Genomic DNA, 14,643 nt, shown 5'->3' with positions numbered 1-14,643 from the left:
GAATTAAAGCTCGCCGCGGGCGCGCCGGATTTCGAACCATTTGCGCACATTCTCATTATGCTGCTGGTAGGTGTCTGCGAAAATGTGGCCGCCCTTCCCGTCCGCGACGAAATAGAGCGCCCTCGTCTTTTCGGGGTGCAGCACGGCGAAGATAGACAGCCGACCCGGATTGGCGATCGGCCCCTTGGGCAGTCCGACCATCGCATAGGTATTATAGTCGTTGACCGCGGCGATTTCCGACTTGCGGATGCGCCGCCCCAGCGGCTTGCCCCGGGTGATCGGATAGATGATCGTGGGATCGGCCTGCAACATCATGTTCGTGCGCAGGCGGTTGTAATAGACCCCGGCGACGGTCGGCCGTTCGGCGGGAACGGCGGTTTCCTTTTCCACGATGCTGGCCAGGATGACGGCCTCCCTGGGCGTCTTGACCAGCAAGCCGGGTTCGCGGCCGGGCCATAGCTGCGCCAATTCCTTGTCCATCGCCGCCTGCATCCGCTTCAACACGGCGACGCGCGGCTCGCCCTTGTCGAAGGCATAGCTGTCGGGGAGGACGCTGCCTTCTTCCGGCACTGGGATGGTGCCGGTCAATTGATCGTTCGCCATCAATCGCTCATGCACTAGGATGGACGGCATGCCTTCGGGGATGGTGATGAGGCGGGTCACCGTCTTGCCGCCCTGAAGGATGGACAGGATGTCGCTGTTGCTGGCACCTGCGGGAATGTGGAACTCGCCGGCCTTGATCGGTTTCGATCCGCCGAAAACCTTCGCCCGGGTCAGGAATGCGTCGGCGGAGCGCACCGCGCCTGCCTGCTTCAACAGGACAGCGGCGTCGGACAGGGTCGCGCCTTCGCGCACGGTGATGCTGACATCCTGCGCCGCCGGGCCTTTTTCGGTCCAGCCGATGACGAAGCGGAAGCCGACGAAGGCAGCGACAGCTAAGCCGAGCAGCAGGATGACGCAACCAAAGCGGCGCGCGGGCGTGGAGCGGGCAGGGCGAGCCATGTCAGCCTTCCATTCCCCCGCCGCCGCCGGGGTGCGGCAAAGCAGGCAGCGGGATCACACCGCCTTCATGATGAGGGAGGCGTTGGTGCCGCCGAAGCCGAAGCTGTTGTTCAGCACCGCACGGACCTTCCGTTCCTTGGCCACATGCGGAACCAGGTCGACGCCCTTGCAGCTCTCGCTCGGTTCATCGAGGTTGAGTGTCGGCGGAACGATCTGGTCGCGGATGGCGAGGATGCAGAAGATGCTCTCCACCGCGCCCGCGCCACCCAGCAGATGGCCGATGGCCGACTTGGTCGACGACATCGACATGGTCGACAGATGCTCCCCGAACAGCCGCTTCACCGCCCCCAATTCCAGCTCGTCGCCGAGCGGAGTCGAAGTGCCGTGCGCGTTCACATAGTCGATATCCGCCAGGCTGAGCCCCGACTTCTTCAGCGCCATTTCCATGGAGCGATAGCCGCCATTGCCTTCCGGATGGGGCGCGGTGACATGATAGGCGTCACCCGACAGGCCGTAGCCGATAACCTCGGCATAGATTTTCGCGCCGCGCGCCTTGGCTCGCTCATATTCCTCGAGCACGACCACGCCCGCGCCCTCGCCCATGACGAATCCGTCGCGGTTGACGTCGTAGGGGCGGCTCGCCTTTTCCGGAGTGTCGTTGAAGCTGGTGCTGAGCGCGCGGGCCTGTGCGAAGCCGGCGATGCCGATCGGGCAGATCGCGCTTTCCGCGCCGCCCGCCAGCATCACATCGGCGTCGTCCATCGCGATCATGCGGGCGGCGTCGCCGATCGAGTGCGCACCCGTCGAGCAAGCCGTGACGACGGCATGGTTCGGCCCCATCAAGCCGTATTTGATCGAGACCTGCCCGGAAATCAGATTGATGAGGCGGCCGTGGACGAAGTGGGGCGACACGCGGCCCGGCCCCTTGTTCGCAAGCACCAGCGATTCGCTCTCGATGCCCGGCAGGCCGCCGATGCCCGATCCGATCGAGCAGCCGGCGCGCAGCCGCTCTTCCTCGCTCATATTGTCGAGGCCGGCGTCGCGCAGCGCCTGGCTGGCGGCGGAAATGCCGTAGACGATGAAGGGGTCGACCTGCCGCTGGATTTTGTGATCGACGTCGATCGACGGATCATAAGCCCATTCGTGGCCGACCGGCTTCACTTCGCACGCGATGCGGCATTTGTAATCGGTCGCGTCGAAGCGCGTGATCGTAGCCGCGCCGGACTTGGCCGCGATGATGTTCTTCCAGCTGGTTTCCACATCCCCGCCGAGCGGGCTGACCATGCCAAGGCCGGTGACGACGACACGACGCATATACTTGCTCCGATATTCTTCTTCATGGGCTTGCAGCCGCCCATGTAGCCAGTGGCGGCGCGCTTTCAAACCGCGCGCCAGATAAGAAAAGGCTCCCCCATATTCCGGGATCGCCGGACAGGAGGAGCCGTTTCTTCACGCAACAGGGGCGGCCCTCCCCATGCGGGGTCGGGCCATCGCCGCCTTACTGCTTGCTGTCGATATAATCGATGGCGTCCTTGACGGTGGCGATCTTTTCCGCCGCGTCGTCGGGGATTTCCACGCCGAATTCTTCTTCGAACGCCATGACCAGTTCAACGATGTCCAGGCTGTCTGCGCCCAGATCGTCGATGAAGCTGGCGTCTTCGGTCACCTTTTCGGCTTCGACGCCCAGATGCTCGACGACGATTTTCTTTACGCGATCCGCGGTCTCACTCATGAGAGGTCCTTCTTACTGGGTATCGTTGATGGTCTGTGAACAACCGTTAAGGCATGCCCTAGTGCCAAGCCCCGATAGAGGCAAGAGGGAAGGCCGCCAAGTCCCTTCATCAGGGCAGGGCAATGGTCTGGCAACAAAAGCGCTCCACCGGCTCGATCGCAAGCTTTCATTCGCCAGAATGCGAGCGGCATCGTCAGATCATCGCCATCCCGCCGTTGACGTGCAATGTCTGCCCGGTGACGTAGCCGGCCTCGCGGCTCGCCAGATAGACGACCGCGGCCCCGATATCGTCCCCGCTGCCAAGATCGCCAGCCGGGATCTTCGCCAGAATGCCGCCCTTCTGCGCGTCGGTCAGGGCATCGGTCATGGCCGAGCGGATGAAGCCAGGCGCGACGCAGTTGACGGTGATGCCCCGGCTCGCCAGTTCCTGCCCCAGCGATTTCGACATGCCGATGATGCCGGCCTTTGACGCGCAATAATTGGCCTGGCCCGGATTGCCGGTCACGCCCACGACCGAGGTGATGGAGATGATGCGGCCGAAGCGCGCCTTCATCATCGGCTTGGCCGCGGCGCGGGCCAGGCGGAACGCGGCCTCCAGATTGATCTGGATGACCTGGCTCCATTCCTCGTCCTTCATGCGCAGGATGAGGTTGTCGCGCGTGACGCCGGCATTGTTGACGAGGATGTCGATCTTGCCGCCGAGCGCTTCCACCGCCTGCGGCACCAGCGCGTCCACCGACGCCGGATCGGACAGGTTGCAGACCAGAGCCTTGTGATCGCCGCCAAGCTCCGCCGCGAACGCCTTGAGCTTCTCCTCGTTGCTGCCCGAGACGGCAAGCGCCGCCCCCTGCGCCGCCAGCGCCTTCGCGATGGCGGAACCGATGCCCCCCGAAGCGCCGGTCACCAGCGCGGTCATGCCTGTAAGGTCGAACATCCTTATGTCCTTTCGTGCGTTCGCCCCCGGCATCCCGCAGGGCCTTGTTTCAAATGCGATGTCGGGACGTCAGAAAGAGGCCAGCGCCGCCTCAATATCGTCCATCGTCACGACGCTGCGCACTATAGCATCGGGCGCGATGCGCTTGACCATGGGGCCTAGCACCTTGCCGCCCAGTTCTACGAAGTCCGTAACGCCCGCCCCCCACATGGCGGCGATGGATTCGCGCCAGCGGACACGGCCGGTGACCTGTTCGACCAGGCGCGCCTTGATCTCTTCCGGGTCGGCGATCGGCGCGGCAAGGACGTTGGCATAGACGGGCAGCAACGGCGCGGTGATCGTCGCCTTGCCCAGCGCTTCGTCCATTGCGTCGGCGGCCGGCTGCATCAGCGGGCAGTGGAACGGCGCGGACACCGGGAGCAGCACACCGCGCTTGATGCCATGATCCTTCACCATGGCGACCGCGCGCTCGATCGCGCCGCGATGGCCGGAAATCACGACCTGCGTGGGATCATTGTCGTTGGCGACGGTGCAGACTTCGCCTTGCGCCGCGGCATCCGCCAGCGCCTGCGCCCTTTCGATGTCGGCCCCGAGCAGCGCCGCCATTGCGCCCTCGCCCACCGGCACGGCGGCCTGCATCGCCTGCCCGCGCAGCTTGAGCAGCCGCGCGGTCGTGGAGAGGTCGAACGCCTGCACCGCGCAGAGCGCGCTATATTCGCCAAGGCTGTGCCCTGCGACATAGTCGCCCTTGTCGGCAAGGCGAAAGCCCCCTTCCCGCTCCATCACGCGCAGCGTGGCGATGGCGTTCGCCATGATCGCGGGCTGCGCGTTTTCCGTGAGCGTCAGGTCGCTTTCCGGACCGTCCACCATGATGCGGAACAAATGCTGCGACAGCGCCTCATCGACCTCCTGAAACAGTTCCCTGGCCGCCGGGCTCGCCTCGCTCAGCGCCTTGCCCATGCCGACAGCCTGGCTGCCCTGCCCCGGAAAGATAAATGCCCGCATCCTCACGTCCTTACATTGTCGCGCCCTCGCAAGGCGCGTCCCATCACCATCGTTACACTTTGAGACATAAATGTCATTGAGCCGTACATATGCCTGCGGCAGTCAGATCATGACGATGCCGGCCCGACCCCGGGCGAAAGTGTGGCGGCCCCTTTAACGATGACGGAGAGCAAGGAAAAGGTGCGATATCGCATTGCTTCGATCGGGGGCTGTTTCGGCACCGCTCTGCTGCTGTCGGCGTGCGCCGCCGGGCCGGACTATCACGCGCCGCAGCCCGCCGCGCTGGGCGTGCCGGACGCCTATTATGGCGCAGGCGCGGGACAGCCGGTCAGCGACGCGAACCTTGCGCAGTGGTGGACGCGGCTGAACGACCCAACCCTGAGCGCGCTCATCGACCGCGCGATCACGGGCAATCTGGACATCGTGCAGGCGCAAGCCCGCCTTCGACAGGCGCGCGAAAGCCTGATCCAGGCAAATTCCACGTTCCTGCCGCAGCTCAGCGGCGCCGCCACGGGCGGCCGCAACTATAGCAGCCAGGATGCGGGCGGGCGGCTGGACTCCAACGGCAACCCGATCGGCGGCGGGGGAAGCAACTGGTCGAGCAGCTATAATGCGCGCGTGAATGCCAGCTGGCAGATCGACCTGTTCGGCGAACTGGCGCGCGGCAGCGAGGCGGCACGGGCCGATCTGGCCGCCTCAGGGTACGACCTCGCCAACGTCCGCATGACGATCATATCCGAACTCGTCACCAACTATGTCCAGGCACGGCTGGCGCAGGAGCAACTGCGGATCGCGCGCGAAACGCAGAAGGTGCAGGAGGATAATTACCGGATCGCAGGCTGGCGGCTGCAGGCGGGCCTCGTCTCCTCGTTGGACGAGCAGCAGGCAAGGGCGCAGCTGGCGCAGACCAATGCCACCATCCCGCAGCTGGAGGCGAGCCTGCGCGGCAGTCTCAACCGCATTGCGGTGCTGACAGGGCAGGCACCGGGCGAGGCCACGCGAACGCTGGAAACGCCCGCGCCCATACCCTCCGCGTCGACGCAGATCGCCACCGGCATCCCCGCCGATACGCTGCGCCAGCGGCCGGACGTGCGCAGCGCCGAACGCGCGCTGGCGGCGGCGACCGCGCGGATCGGCGTGGCGCAGGCACAGCTCTATCCCGCGCTCGGGATCAGCGGCAACATCGGCACCACGTCCAACGCCTTCCGCGACCTGTTCAGCCTCATCACAGGCGGCATATTCGGCAATGTGCAGCAGCTGATCTTCGACGGCGGGAGGCTGCGCTCCCAGGTCCGGTCGCAACGCGCTGCCGCCGACGCCGCCTTCGCCACCTATAAGCAAAGCGTGCTGACCGCTCTTGAGGATGTCGAGAACGCGGTCGCGCAACTGAGCAGCGCCCGCGCCCGCAAGGCGGAGTTCGCCATCGCCTTGGACGCGTCGAACAATGCCGCAATCCTCGCCCGCAGCCAGTATCAGGCCGGCCTTATCGATTTCCAGACGCTGCTGACCAGCGAATCCACCTTGCTGAACGCCCGCAACAGCTTGGCGTCGGCGCAATCCGACGAGGTTCTGGCCATCGCTCAGCTCTATAACGCGCTGGGCGGAGGCTGGCAGAATATGGAAACCCAAGCGCGATGAGCAATGACGTGACGAAGGATCAGGAGATCGACGATTTTCTGGGCGCCAAGCCGCAGAGGCCCTGGCGCAAATGGGCGATCAGGGGTGGGATCGGCGTCGGCCTGCTGATCCTGCTCCTCCTCATTTCGCGCTGCTTTTCGGACGGGGACAGGCCCAGTTACGCCACGCGGGAAGTGCGTCGCGGCGACCTGACCGTCAGCGTGTCGGCGACCGGCAATCTGAAGCCGGTCAATCAGGTGGACGTGGGCTCCGAACAATCAGGCAAGATCACCGCCGTCTATGTCGACGTGAACGACCGAGTAACGCGCGGGCAGAGGCTCGCCGAACTCGACACGCGCCGGCTAGTCGACACGGTGAACCAGAACCGGGCGCAGGTCGCATCGTCGCAGGCCAGCGTGGCGCAGGCGCAGGCGCAGGTCGCGCTGGCGAAGGCAACGCTCGACCGGCAGGAAAATGTGTTCCGTCTGTCCGGCGGCCGGGTGCCGGCAAAGACCGAACTGGATTCGGCGCGTGCGGAATATCAATCCGCCCTCGGGTCGCTTCGAGCCGCGCAGGCGCAGGTCAACGTTGCGCGCGCCCAGCTTTCCAGCGCGCAGACCAACCTGTCGATCGCGCAGATCGTGTCGCCCGTCACTGGCGTCGTCCTGTCCCGCGATATCGAGCCGGGCCAGACGGTCGCCGCCTCGCTCAACGCGCCGGTGCTGTTCACCATTGCGGAAGACCTGACCAAGATGGAGGTCGAGGTCGCGGTGGATGAAGCGGATGTGGGACAGGTCAAGGACGGGCAGAATGCGACGTTCTCTGTTGACGCCTTTCCGGGCCGCACCTTCCCGGCGCGCGTGACCCGCGTGAACGTCGGTTCCAACGCATCGAGCAGCAGCTCTTCCTCCTCGTCCGGCAGCAGCACGACCGCCAGCACGACCGGAACCGTGGTCGCCTATACCGCGGTGCTGAGCATCGACAATGGCGACGAAATCCTGCGGCCGGGCATGACCGCGACCGCCGACATCGTGACGCAGGAACTGCGCGACGTGCTGCTCGTCCCCAACAGTGCGCTGCGGTTCAAGCCCAGCGACGGCGCGGGACAGGGCGGCGGCATCACCAGCGTCCTGCCCGGCCCCCGCCGTTTCCGCCGGGGCGGCGCGAACCGCCAGGTCAATTTCGGCGCGGGAAGCAGCCAGACCGTCTACATCGTGGGCGAGGATGGAAAGCCCAAGGCGCTGCAGGTGGTCGTCGGCGCAACCGACGGTGCGCGTACCGTCATCACCGGCGGCGATCTGAAGCCCGGCATGCGCGTCATCACAGGCCAGCTTGCCAAGGGGCAGGAAGCGCCGGCCGAGGACCAGCGCGATCAGGGCGCCGACCGCAAGGCACCGGCCGGTGGCGAACGGCGGCGCAACCCGGCGGCGGACGGTCGTCCGGCCAGCATCGGCACGGTCGGCAATTCGACCAGCGGATCGGGCGAACGGGCGCCGGAAACCGCGCCCGTCGCGCCTATGGACGACAGGCCGGCCCGGCCGGAAGCGCGCGGCACCGGACGGCAGAGCGGAACCTGATCCGTGGCGGACGATCCGATCATCTCCCTACGCGGCGTGACCAAGGTCTATGGCGAAGGACCGACCGCGTTCCAGGCATTGAAGGGTATCGACCTGGACATCGCGCAGGGCGATTTCGTGGCGGTCATGGGCCCCTCGGGCTCCGGCAAGTCGACCACGATGAACATTCTTGGCTGCCTCGACGTGCCTTCGGGCGGACAATTCCTGTTCAAGGGACGGCATGTCGAAAGGCTGGACCGCGACCAACGCGCCCTGCTGCGGCGGCGCTATCTGGGTTTCGTCTTTCAGGGCTTCAACCTGCTGTCGCGCACCACCGCGCTGGAGAATGTCGAGCTGCCCCTCCTCTATCGCGGCGAGGACAAGAAGCTGCGCTACGAAATGGGGATGGCGGCGCTCGACAAGGTAGGCCTCAAGAAATGGTGGGACCATACGCCCGCCGAACTGTCGGGGGGGCAGCAGCAGCGCGTCGCCATCGCCCGCGCGATCGTGACCCAGCCCGACGTGCTGCTGGCCGACGAGCCGACCGGCAACCTCGATTCGGAGCGTTCGGTCGAGATCATGGAATTGCTGACCGACCTTAACCGGAACAGCGGCATTACCGTGCTGATGGTCACGCACGAACCCGACATGGCCGCCTTCGCCCGTACCATCGTGCACTTCAAGGATGGGCTGGTGGAGCGGATCGAACAGGGAGTGGCGGCGTGAAGTTGGCGACGCACAAACCTTCTCCCTTCGGGGGAGAAGGATATGCAGCCTTGGCGAGGAACGAGCCTAGGCGGAGTTGGAAGAGGGGGCAGCGCGAAGCCAGCGGTCCGCAATCCCCTCTCCAAGCTGCGCTAGCCAGCAAGCCGGCAAGCTACGCTATCCTCTCCCCCAAGCGGCGAGGAGAAACGAGATGCTAGGCACGACCGTCATTCTCGCCTTCCGGGCGATCAACCGGCACAAGCTGCGCAGTTTCCTGACGACGCTGGGCATCATCATCGGCGTGGCGGCGGTGGTGACGATGGTGACTCTGGGCAACGGCGCAACCGCCGCGGTGCGCGAGCAGATCAGTTCGCTAGGCGCGAACGTGCTGCAACTGCGCCCCGGCCAGGGTTTCGGACGCGGCGGCGGCGGTCCCCGCCCTCCCGATTTCAAGGAAGCGGACCTCACCGCCATCGAGAACCAGCTGACCGGCGTGCGCGCCGTCGCCCCTGTCGTTCAGTCGAGCGGCACCGCGATCTACGAAGGGAATAACTGGTCTACGACCGTCTATGGCACCACATCGGCCTATTCGGAGGTGCAGCAATGGAAGGTCGCGGACGGCCGCCTGTTCCTGCCCGACGAAGAGGAAGCCGGCCGGTCCGTCTGCATCATCGGCAATACGGTGCGCACCAACCTGTTCCAGGGGACCGAACCGGTGGGCAAGCGGATGCGGATCAAGGGCGTGTCCTGTCAGGTGATCGGGGTACTCGCGACGCGGGGCCAGGGCGGCTTTGGCGATCAGGACGATGTCGTCGTCATGCCGATCAAGTTCGTGCAGCGCCGCTTCACCGGCGACCGCGACATCAGCCAGATCATGGTCGCGGTGGACGATGCCTATGATACCAGCACCGTGCAGGCCAGCCTTGAGGATCTGATGCGCGAACGGCGCAAGGTGAAGCCGGGCCAGGAGGATAATTTCAACGTCTTCGACACCAAGCAGATCAGCGATACGCTGACCGGGACCACAACCATCCTGACGCAGATCGTGGGCGCGGTCGCCGCCATTTCGCTGCTAGTCGGCGGCATCGGCATCATGAACATCATGCTCGTGTCGGTGACGGAGCGGACGCGGGAAATCGGCATCCGCCTTGCCATCGGTGCGGTCGCCCGGGAAGTGCTGATGCAGTTCCTGGTCGAAGCGATCGTGCTGTCCTGCCTTGGAGGGCTGATCGGCCTGTTCCTGGCGCTGGTCGCGTCCGTCGCCATCGCTCCGCTGATGAAGGTGCCCTTCCTGTTCGATATCAAGGTGAACCTCATCGCCTTCCTCTTTTCCGCGGCCATCGGCGTGGTGTTCGGCTATTTCCCCGCGCGGCGGGCGGCGGCGCTCAATCCCATCGACGCGCTGCGGCACGAATAGGCGGCGGCGATCGATCCGGCAGCGTTCATCCGGGCGCATCTGCCCGTGCAGGCTGTGCCGGACATTCCCGAGATACGCCTGCATGGCGCCGTGCCCACCAGCGGCCTGCACCGGCTGGCCGGGGGCGATCCAGACGGATTCGGATCGCCCTATTGGGCCTATCATTGGGGCGGCGGGCTGGCGTTGGCGCGGCACGTGATCGATCATCCATGGCTGGTTAGCGGACGGCGGGTCGTGGATTTGGGGACAGGATCGGGCATCGTCGCGATCGCTGCCGCCCTGAGCGGTGCCGCCCAGGTGCTGGCGGCGGACGTCGACCGCTACGCCGTCACGGCCGCCCGGCTGAACGCGGCGTTGAACGGCATCGACATCGCCATCGTGCAAGCCGATATGCTGGATGGCCCGGTGCCGCCAGCGGACCTGATCCTTTTGGGCGACCTCTTTTATGACGACGCGCTTGCGCGCCGGGTCAGCGCTTTCCTTCAACGCTGCGTCCATACAGGGATCGAAGTGCTGGTCGGCGATCCGTGGCGCGCGCCGCTGCCGAGGGACCGGGTGGAAAAGATCGCGGACCATGTGGTGCGCGAGACCAGCGGAGAGGCGAAAGCGGCCGCTGTGTTCCGTTTCCTGAACCGTCGTTCAGACTAAATCGGCTCTTGATACAATTTCCGACACTCTTTGCCCGCTGGTGGGACAAGCGCGCGACAAACGGCCTCTATCTCTGACTTCGAGGCCGGGAAGGCGCCCGAATTTCCAGAGGAGCTAAACGCCATGATGAAGAAGATGCTGATGAGCCTGGCTGCCGCCACGCTGGTCGTGAGCCCCGTCATCACCGCGCAGGCGCAGGCAGCGCCGCACCGCGAAACCGTCCGCGTCGTCAAGCAGGGACCGCACGGCCGCACCGTCGTTCGCCAGAAGACGGTCGTTCGCAACGACCATCGCGGCCATCGCTGGGCCAAGGGACGGCGGTTCGACCGTCGCTATGCGACCAACTACCGCGTCATCAACAACTATCGCGACTATCGCCTGTCGGCCCCGCCCCGCGGCTATCACTGGGTTCGGTCCGGCAATGACGCGGTGCTGGTGGCGCTCACCAGCGGGATCATCGGTGCCGTGATCGGCAGCGCGCTGCGGTAATCCACCCGAGCAGTGCCAATGTGCGAACGCTCCGGAGCCTCTCCCTCCGGGGCGTTTTCATGATTTTGAATAAGTAGCGGTTTATCAAGGATTTCATCCTAGATGAAAGGCGCCGGGGGGCGCCAACATCGGGAAACATCATGCCCTTGCACCAGATCATGTATATCAGCAGCGCGACGGGCGCGATGACCGCCCAGCAATGCGCCGGCATCGCTGCCGCGTCAGCCGTGCGCAACCGAGCGGAGGATGTGACCGGACTGCTGCTGTTCAACAGCCGCCGCTTCCTTCAGGTTCTGGAAGGCCCGAAGGAGGCGGTGGAGCGTGTCTACGCCCGGATCGCGAAGGATGGGCGGCATGGCGCTTTGGTGAAGCTGCGTGAGACAGCGATAGAGACACGCGAATTCGGCGCATGGGACATGGCCTATGACGATGCCGCGCGCCCTTCCGACAGCCTGAAGGACAAGGTGGCCGCGCTCCTCGAACAGGCCGGCCCGTCCACCCGCGCGCACTTCGTTGGATCGGCGGAGATGCACCGCGGCTAGACCAGCCCCGTCAGATAATAGACGGCGATGACCAAAAACACGGCGAGCGTCTTGATGAGCGTCAGGGCGAAGATGTCCTTGTAAGCCTGCCGATGGGTGAGGCCGGTGACGGCCAGCAGGGTGATGACCGCGCCATTGTGCGGCAGGCTGTCCATGCCGCCCGAGGCCATGGAAGCAATGCGGTGCAGCACCTCGCGCGGGATGCCGGCGGCGTCGCCGGCCGCGATGAACTGATCCGCCATGGCCGCCAGCGCGATCGACAGCCCGCCGGACGCCGAGCCGGTGATGCCGGCAAGCGACGTGACGGTCACGGCCTCGTTGATGAGGGGGTTGGGAATGGCCTTCAGCGCCTCCTTCACCATCAGGAATCCCGGCAGCGCCGCGATCACCGCGCCAAATCCATATTCGACTGCGGTGTTCATGCCAGCCAGCAGGGCGCCGCCCACGGCAGCCTTGGATCCTTCGGCGAAGCGTCTGGCGACCGGGCCGAAGGCGAAGATCAGGATTGTCGAAATGCCTGCGAGGAGCGCCCCTTCCACCGCCCAGAGCGCCGTCATCTGTGAGACCTTGAGCGCCACCGGCTCCGCCATGCCGGACAGCGAAAGCGACACATAATCGCCCGGTAACCAGCAGGGGATGGCGAGCGTGAGCGCGAGGTTTCCAAGGCCGACCACCAGCAGCGGCAAGAGCGCGACCAAGGGGTGGACGCGCGCTTCGTCGGCCGCGGCGTCGGGTTCGTTGACCAGCGTTTCCGGCGCGCCATAGCCCTCTCCCGTCGCGACAAGCCTGCGCCGCCGCCAGCCAAGATAGGTCAGTCCTGCTGTCATTATGAACATAGATCCGATCAGGCCGAGAGCCGGCGCGGCCCAGGTTGTGGTGCCGAAGAAGCTGGTCGGGATGATGTTCTGGATCTGCGGCGTGCCCGGCAAGGCGTCCATGGTGAAGGTGATCGCGCCAAGGCCGATGGCGGCGGGGACCAGCCGCTTGGGAATGTCCGCCTGGCGGAACATCTCGGCGGCGAAGGGATAGACGGCGAAGACGGCGACGAAGACGGATACGCCGCCATAGGTGAGCAGCGCCGTCACGATCATGATCGCCGGAATCGCCCTGCCCGCCCCGACGAGGCCGATGACTGCCGTTACGATGGCGCGCGAGAAGCCGGACATCTCGATGAGCTTGCCGAACAGCGCGCCAAGCAGGAAGACCGGGAAATAGAGCTTCAGGAAGCTCGCCACCCGCTCCATGAACAGGCCGGAGAATGCGGCCGGGACCGCGGCGGGATCGGTCAGGAACACCGCCAGCATCGCCAGCAGCGGAGCCATGAGGATGACGCTCATGCCGCGATAGGCGGCAATCATGAGGAGGATGAGGGACAGGGCTGCTATCGCGACGGCCATTCATCCCCCCAGTTACAACCGTTCGGGCTGAGCCGGTCGAAGCCCTTCGCCCTCTTTAAGGCGAGGCGTTAGATAAAAAGAAAAGACGGCCTTCGACAAGCTCAGGCCGAAGCGAAGGAGAGAGAATCCCTCCCTTGCCTTTCCGCCGGCTTTCCGTCATAGGCGCGCCTTCGCTTGGGCGTCGGGGTGACTCGCGGCCCGTGCGAAGCATTTTTTGAGACGACAGCCGGAGGGGCGTACCACATGGGGTGGGCGTCAGCGATCGGCCAACAGATGAGGCTAAACATGGCTCTTTACGAGCATGTGTTCCTTGCGCGCCAGGATCTGGCACAGGCGCAGGTGGACGCTCTGGCGGAAACCGCCACCAAGATCGTCGAGGATATGGACGGCAAGGTTACCAAGGTCGAGACCTGGGGCCTGCGTTCGCTCGCCTACAAGATCGCCAAGAACCGCAAGGCGCACTATGTGATGCTGAACATCGACGCCCCCGCCGGCGTCGTCGCGGAACTGGAGCGCCAGACGCAGATCAACGAAGACATCATTCGCTACATGACCGTCAAGGTCGACGCGCTGGAAACCGGCCCGTCGGTGATGATGCGCAAGCAGGACCGCCCCGAGCGCGGCGATCGTGGCCCGCGCGGCGATCGTGGTGACCGCGGCGACCGTGGCCCGCGCCGCGAGCGCGAAGAAGCCCCGGCTGGCGAATAAGGAGATCTGAAACCATGGCACGCCCGTTTTTCCGCCGCCGCAAGAGCTGCCCCTTCGCCGCAAAGGATGCGCCGAAGATCGATTATAAGGACGTCCGTCTGCTGCAGGGCTTCGTGTCCGAGCGCGGCAAGATCGTCCCCAGCCGCATCACGGCCGTTTCGGCCAAGAAGCAGCGCGAGCTGGCCCAGGCCATCAAGCGCGCCCGTCACCTGGGCCTGCTGCCCTACATCGTGAAGTAAGGGAGAAAGACCCATGGAAATCATTCTCCTTGAGCGCATCGAGAAGCTGGGCGCGATCGGCGACGTCGTCACCGTGAAGGACGGCTATGCCCGTAACTTCCTGCTGCCCAACAAGAAGGCGCTGCGTTCCAATGCCGCCAACAAGAAGGTCTTCGAAGCCAACCGCGCGAAGATCGAGGCGGACAATGCGGCCCGTCGTTCGGACGCCGAAAAGGCTGCCGAAGGCGTCAACGGCAAGCAGATCGTCCTGATCCGCCAGTCGTCCAACGCCGGCCAGCTCTATGGTTCGGTCGCGGTCCGCGACATCGTGGAAGCGCTGCACGCCGATGGCGTGACCAACGTCACCAAGGCGATGATCGTGCTGGAACGCCCGATCAAGACGCTGGGCCTGTTCGACGTCAAGGTCGCGCTGCACCCCGAAGTCGTCACCACCATCTCGGTCAACGTCGCCCGCTCGCCGGACGAAGCCGACCTTCAGGCGCAGGGCGTCGACGTGATGGCCGACCTGTTCGAAAAGGACGAGAGCGGCTTCACCGAAGATTATGATCCCAATGCCGAGCCGGGCGAGATCGCCACGACGGCCGCTGACGAAGAGCCGGCCGAAGAGGCCTGATTTCTTCGCGGGATCGAAACAGGAAAGCCGCCCTGTCGT

16 protein-coding genes are annotated in these 14,643 nt (G+C 65.1%); 10 read left to right on the top strand and 6 right to left on the bottom strand.

All coding sequences use genetic code 11. The features are described 5' to 3' along the window. Positions 1-3: 3 nt before the first annotated feature. The 5 genes from mltG to fabD all read right to left on the bottom strand — a co-directional run bounded on the left by mltG (position 4) and on the right by fabD (position 4,673). Positions 4-1,002, bottom strand: coding sequence for an endolytic transglycosylase MltG (gene mltG, locus ACFQ24_RS21220; RefSeq protein ID WP_380914915.1), 999 nt, complete (start codon positions 1,000-1,002; stop codon positions 4-6). A gap of 54 nt (positions 1,003-1,056) precedes the next feature. Next, positions 1,057-2,316, bottom strand: coding sequence for a beta-ketoacyl-ACP synthase II (gene fabF / locus ACFQ24_RS21215; protein ID WP_380914913.1), 1,260 nt, complete (start codon positions 2,314-2,316; stop codon positions 1,057-1,059). 184 nt (positions 2,317-2,500) lie between these two features. Continuing rightward, a complete protein-coding gene (locus ACFQ24_RS21210) occupies positions 2,501-2,734 on the bottom strand; it encodes an acyl carrier protein (RefSeq protein WP_007689016.1) in 234 nt (77 codons plus the stop codon). A gap of 193 nt (positions 2,735-2,927) precedes the next feature. Then, positions 2,928-3,668 (bottom strand): 3-oxoacyl-[acyl-carrier-protein] reductase, encoded by a 741-nt coding sequence (gene fabG, locus ACFQ24_RS21205; RefSeq protein ID WP_380914911.1) that lies wholly within the window; start codon positions 3,666-3,668, stop codon positions 2,928-2,930. A gap of 69 nt (positions 3,669-3,737) precedes the next feature. Then, positions 3,738-4,673, bottom strand: a complete 936-nt coding sequence (gene fabD / locus ACFQ24_RS21200) for an ACP S-malonyltransferase (protein ID WP_380914909.1) — start codon at positions 4,671-4,673, stop codon at positions 3,738-3,740. 159 nt (positions 4,674-4,832) lie between these two features. Here fabD and ACFQ24_RS21195 point away from each other — a divergent pair, with 159 nt between their 5' ends. The 7 genes from ACFQ24_RS21195 (at position 4,833) to ACFQ24_RS21165 (ending at position 11,647) form a co-directional block, all read left to right on the top strand. Continuing rightward, positions 4,833-6,311 carry an efflux transporter outer membrane subunit gene (locus ACFQ24_RS21195; protein WP_380914907.1) on the top strand — a complete coding sequence of 493 codons (1,479 nt, stop codon included), beginning with the start codon at positions 4,833-4,835 and terminating at the stop codon, positions 6,309-6,311. After that, positions 6,308-7,867 carry an efflux RND transporter periplasmic adaptor subunit gene (locus ACFQ24_RS21190; RefSeq protein WP_380914905.1) on the top strand — a complete coding sequence of 520 codons (1,560 nt, stop codon included), beginning with the start codon at positions 6,308-6,310 and terminating at the stop codon, positions 7,865-7,867. The genes ACFQ24_RS21195 and ACFQ24_RS21190 overlap by 4 nt, the downstream gene beginning before the upstream one ends. 3 nt (positions 7,868-7,870) lie before the next feature. After that, the gene (locus ACFQ24_RS21185) at positions 7,871-8,572 is read left to right on the top strand and encodes an ABC transporter ATP-binding protein (RefSeq protein WP_380914903.1); all 702 of its coding nucleotides are present in this window, start codon (positions 7,871-7,873) and stop codon (positions 8,570-8,572) included. A gap of 190 nt (positions 8,573-8,762) precedes the next feature. Further along, entirely contained in the window at positions 8,763-9,968 is a 1,206-nt protein-coding gene (locus ACFQ24_RS21180) for an ABC transporter permease (RefSeq protein ID WP_380914901.1), read from the top strand. A gap of 45 nt (positions 9,969-10,013) precedes the next feature. Beyond that, positions 10,014-10,616, top strand: coding sequence for a class I SAM-dependent methyltransferase (locus ACFQ24_RS21175; RefSeq protein ID WP_380914900.1), 603 nt, complete (start codon positions 10,014-10,016; stop codon positions 10,614-10,616). A gap of 123 nt (positions 10,617-10,739) precedes the next feature. After that, the gene (locus ACFQ24_RS21170; protein ID WP_380914898.1) at positions 10,740-11,105 is read left to right on the top strand and encodes an RcnB family protein; all 366 of its coding nucleotides are present in this window, start codon (positions 10,740-10,742) and stop codon (positions 11,103-11,105) included. Positions 11,106-11,245: 140 nt separating this feature from the next. After that, complete coding sequence (locus ACFQ24_RS21165; protein ID WP_380914896.1) at positions 11,246-11,647, top strand: BLUF domain-containing protein; 402 nt, start codon at positions 11,246-11,248, stop codon at positions 11,645-11,647. Here the strand turns inward: ACFQ24_RS21165 and ACFQ24_RS21160 are convergent. Continuing rightward, positions 11,644-13,044: a GntP family permease gene (locus ACFQ24_RS21160; protein WP_380914894.1), complete on the bottom strand. Its 1,401-nt coding sequence runs from the start codon at positions 13,042-13,044 to the stop codon at positions 11,644-11,646. The two genes, ACFQ24_RS21165 and ACFQ24_RS21160, sit on opposite strands and share 4 nt — an antisense overlap. A 285-nt stretch (positions 13,045-13,329) precedes the next feature. On the opposite strand from ACFQ24_RS21160, the gene rpsF reads away from it, so the two are divergent. From rpsF to rplI, 3 genes are read left to right on the top strand one after another with little or no spacing between them, the layout of a single operon-like run. Next, positions 13,330-13,752 carry a 30S ribosomal protein S6 gene (gene rpsF, locus ACFQ24_RS21155; protein WP_380914892.1) on the top strand — a complete coding sequence of 141 codons (423 nt, stop codon included), beginning with the start codon at positions 13,330-13,332 and terminating at the stop codon, positions 13,750-13,752. Positions 13,753-13,766: 14 nt separating this feature from the next. Next, positions 13,767-13,991 carry a 30S ribosomal protein S18 gene (gene rpsR / locus ACFQ24_RS21150; protein ID WP_004212076.1) on the top strand — a complete coding sequence of 75 codons (225 nt, stop codon included), beginning with the start codon at positions 13,767-13,769 and terminating at the stop codon, positions 13,989-13,991. A 13-nt stretch (positions 13,992-14,004) separates the two neighbouring features. Beyond that, on the top strand, positions 14,005-14,604 hold the full coding sequence (gene rplI, locus ACFQ24_RS21145) for a 50S ribosomal protein L9 (RefSeq protein ID WP_380914890.1): 600 nt from the start codon (positions 14,005-14,007) through the stop codon (positions 14,602-14,604). Positions 14,605-14,643 lie beyond the last annotated feature (39 nt).

Source organism: Sphingobium olei (assembly GCF_042678845.1).
Lineage (GTDB): Bacteria > Pseudomonadota > Alphaproteobacteria > Sphingomonadales > Sphingomonadaceae > Sphingobium > Sphingobium olei.
Note: the sequence above shows the minus strand (reverse complement) of the source record. Positions and strands in the feature narration are given on the sequence as shown.

Excerpts from the sequence above, each read along its gene's own strand:
- mltG (WP_380914915.1), bottom strand. The coding sequence starts at position 1,002 with ATGGCTCGCCCTGCCCGCTCCACGCCCGCGCGCCGCTTTGGTTGCGTC.
- fabF (WP_380914913.1), bottom strand. The coding sequence starts at position 2,316 with ATGCGTCGTGTCGTCGTCACCGGCCTTGGCATGGTCAGCCCGCTCGGC.
- ACFQ24_RS21210 (WP_007689016.1), bottom strand. The coding sequence starts at position 2,734 with ATGAGTGAGACCGCGGATCGCGTAAAGAAAATCGTCGTCGAGCATCTG.
- fabG (WP_380914911.1), bottom strand. The coding sequence starts at position 3,668 with ATGTTCGACCTTACAGGCATGACCGCGCTGGTGACCGGCGCTTCGGGG.
- fabD (WP_380914909.1), bottom strand. The coding sequence starts at position 4,673 with ATGCGGGCATTTATCTTTCCGGGGCAGGGCAGCCAGGCTGTCGGCATG.
- ACFQ24_RS21195 (WP_380914907.1), top strand. The coding sequence starts at position 4,833 with ATGACGGAGAGCAAGGAAAAGGTGCGATATCGCATTGCTTCGATCGGG.
- ACFQ24_RS21190 (WP_380914905.1), top strand. The coding sequence starts at position 6,308 with ATGAGCAATGACGTGACGAAGGATCAGGAGATCGACGATTTTCTGGGC.
- ACFQ24_RS21180 (WP_380914901.1), top strand. The coding sequence starts at position 8,763 with ATGCTAGGCACGACCGTCATTCTCGCCTTCCGGGCGATCAACCGGCAC.
- ACFQ24_RS21170 (WP_380914898.1), top strand. The coding sequence starts at position 10,740 with ATGATGAAGAAGATGCTGATGAGCCTGGCTGCCGCCACGCTGGTCGTG.
- ACFQ24_RS21165 (WP_380914896.1), top strand. The coding sequence starts at position 11,246 with ATGCCCTTGCACCAGATCATGTATATCAGCAGCGCGACGGGCGCGATG.
- ACFQ24_RS21160 (WP_380914894.1), bottom strand. The coding sequence starts at position 13,044 with ATGGCCGTCGCGATAGCAGCCCTGTCCCTCATCCTCCTCATGATTGCC.
- rpsF (WP_380914892.1), top strand. The coding sequence starts at position 13,330 with ATGGCTCTTTACGAGCATGTGTTCCTTGCGCGCCAGGATCTGGCACAG.
- rpsR (WP_004212076.1), top strand. The coding sequence starts at position 13,767 with ATGGCACGCCCGTTTTTCCGCCGCCGCAAGAGCTGCCCCTTCGCCGCA.
- rplI (WP_380914890.1), top strand. The coding sequence starts at position 14,005 with ATGGAAATCATTCTCCTTGAGCGCATCGAGAAGCTGGGCGCGATCGGC.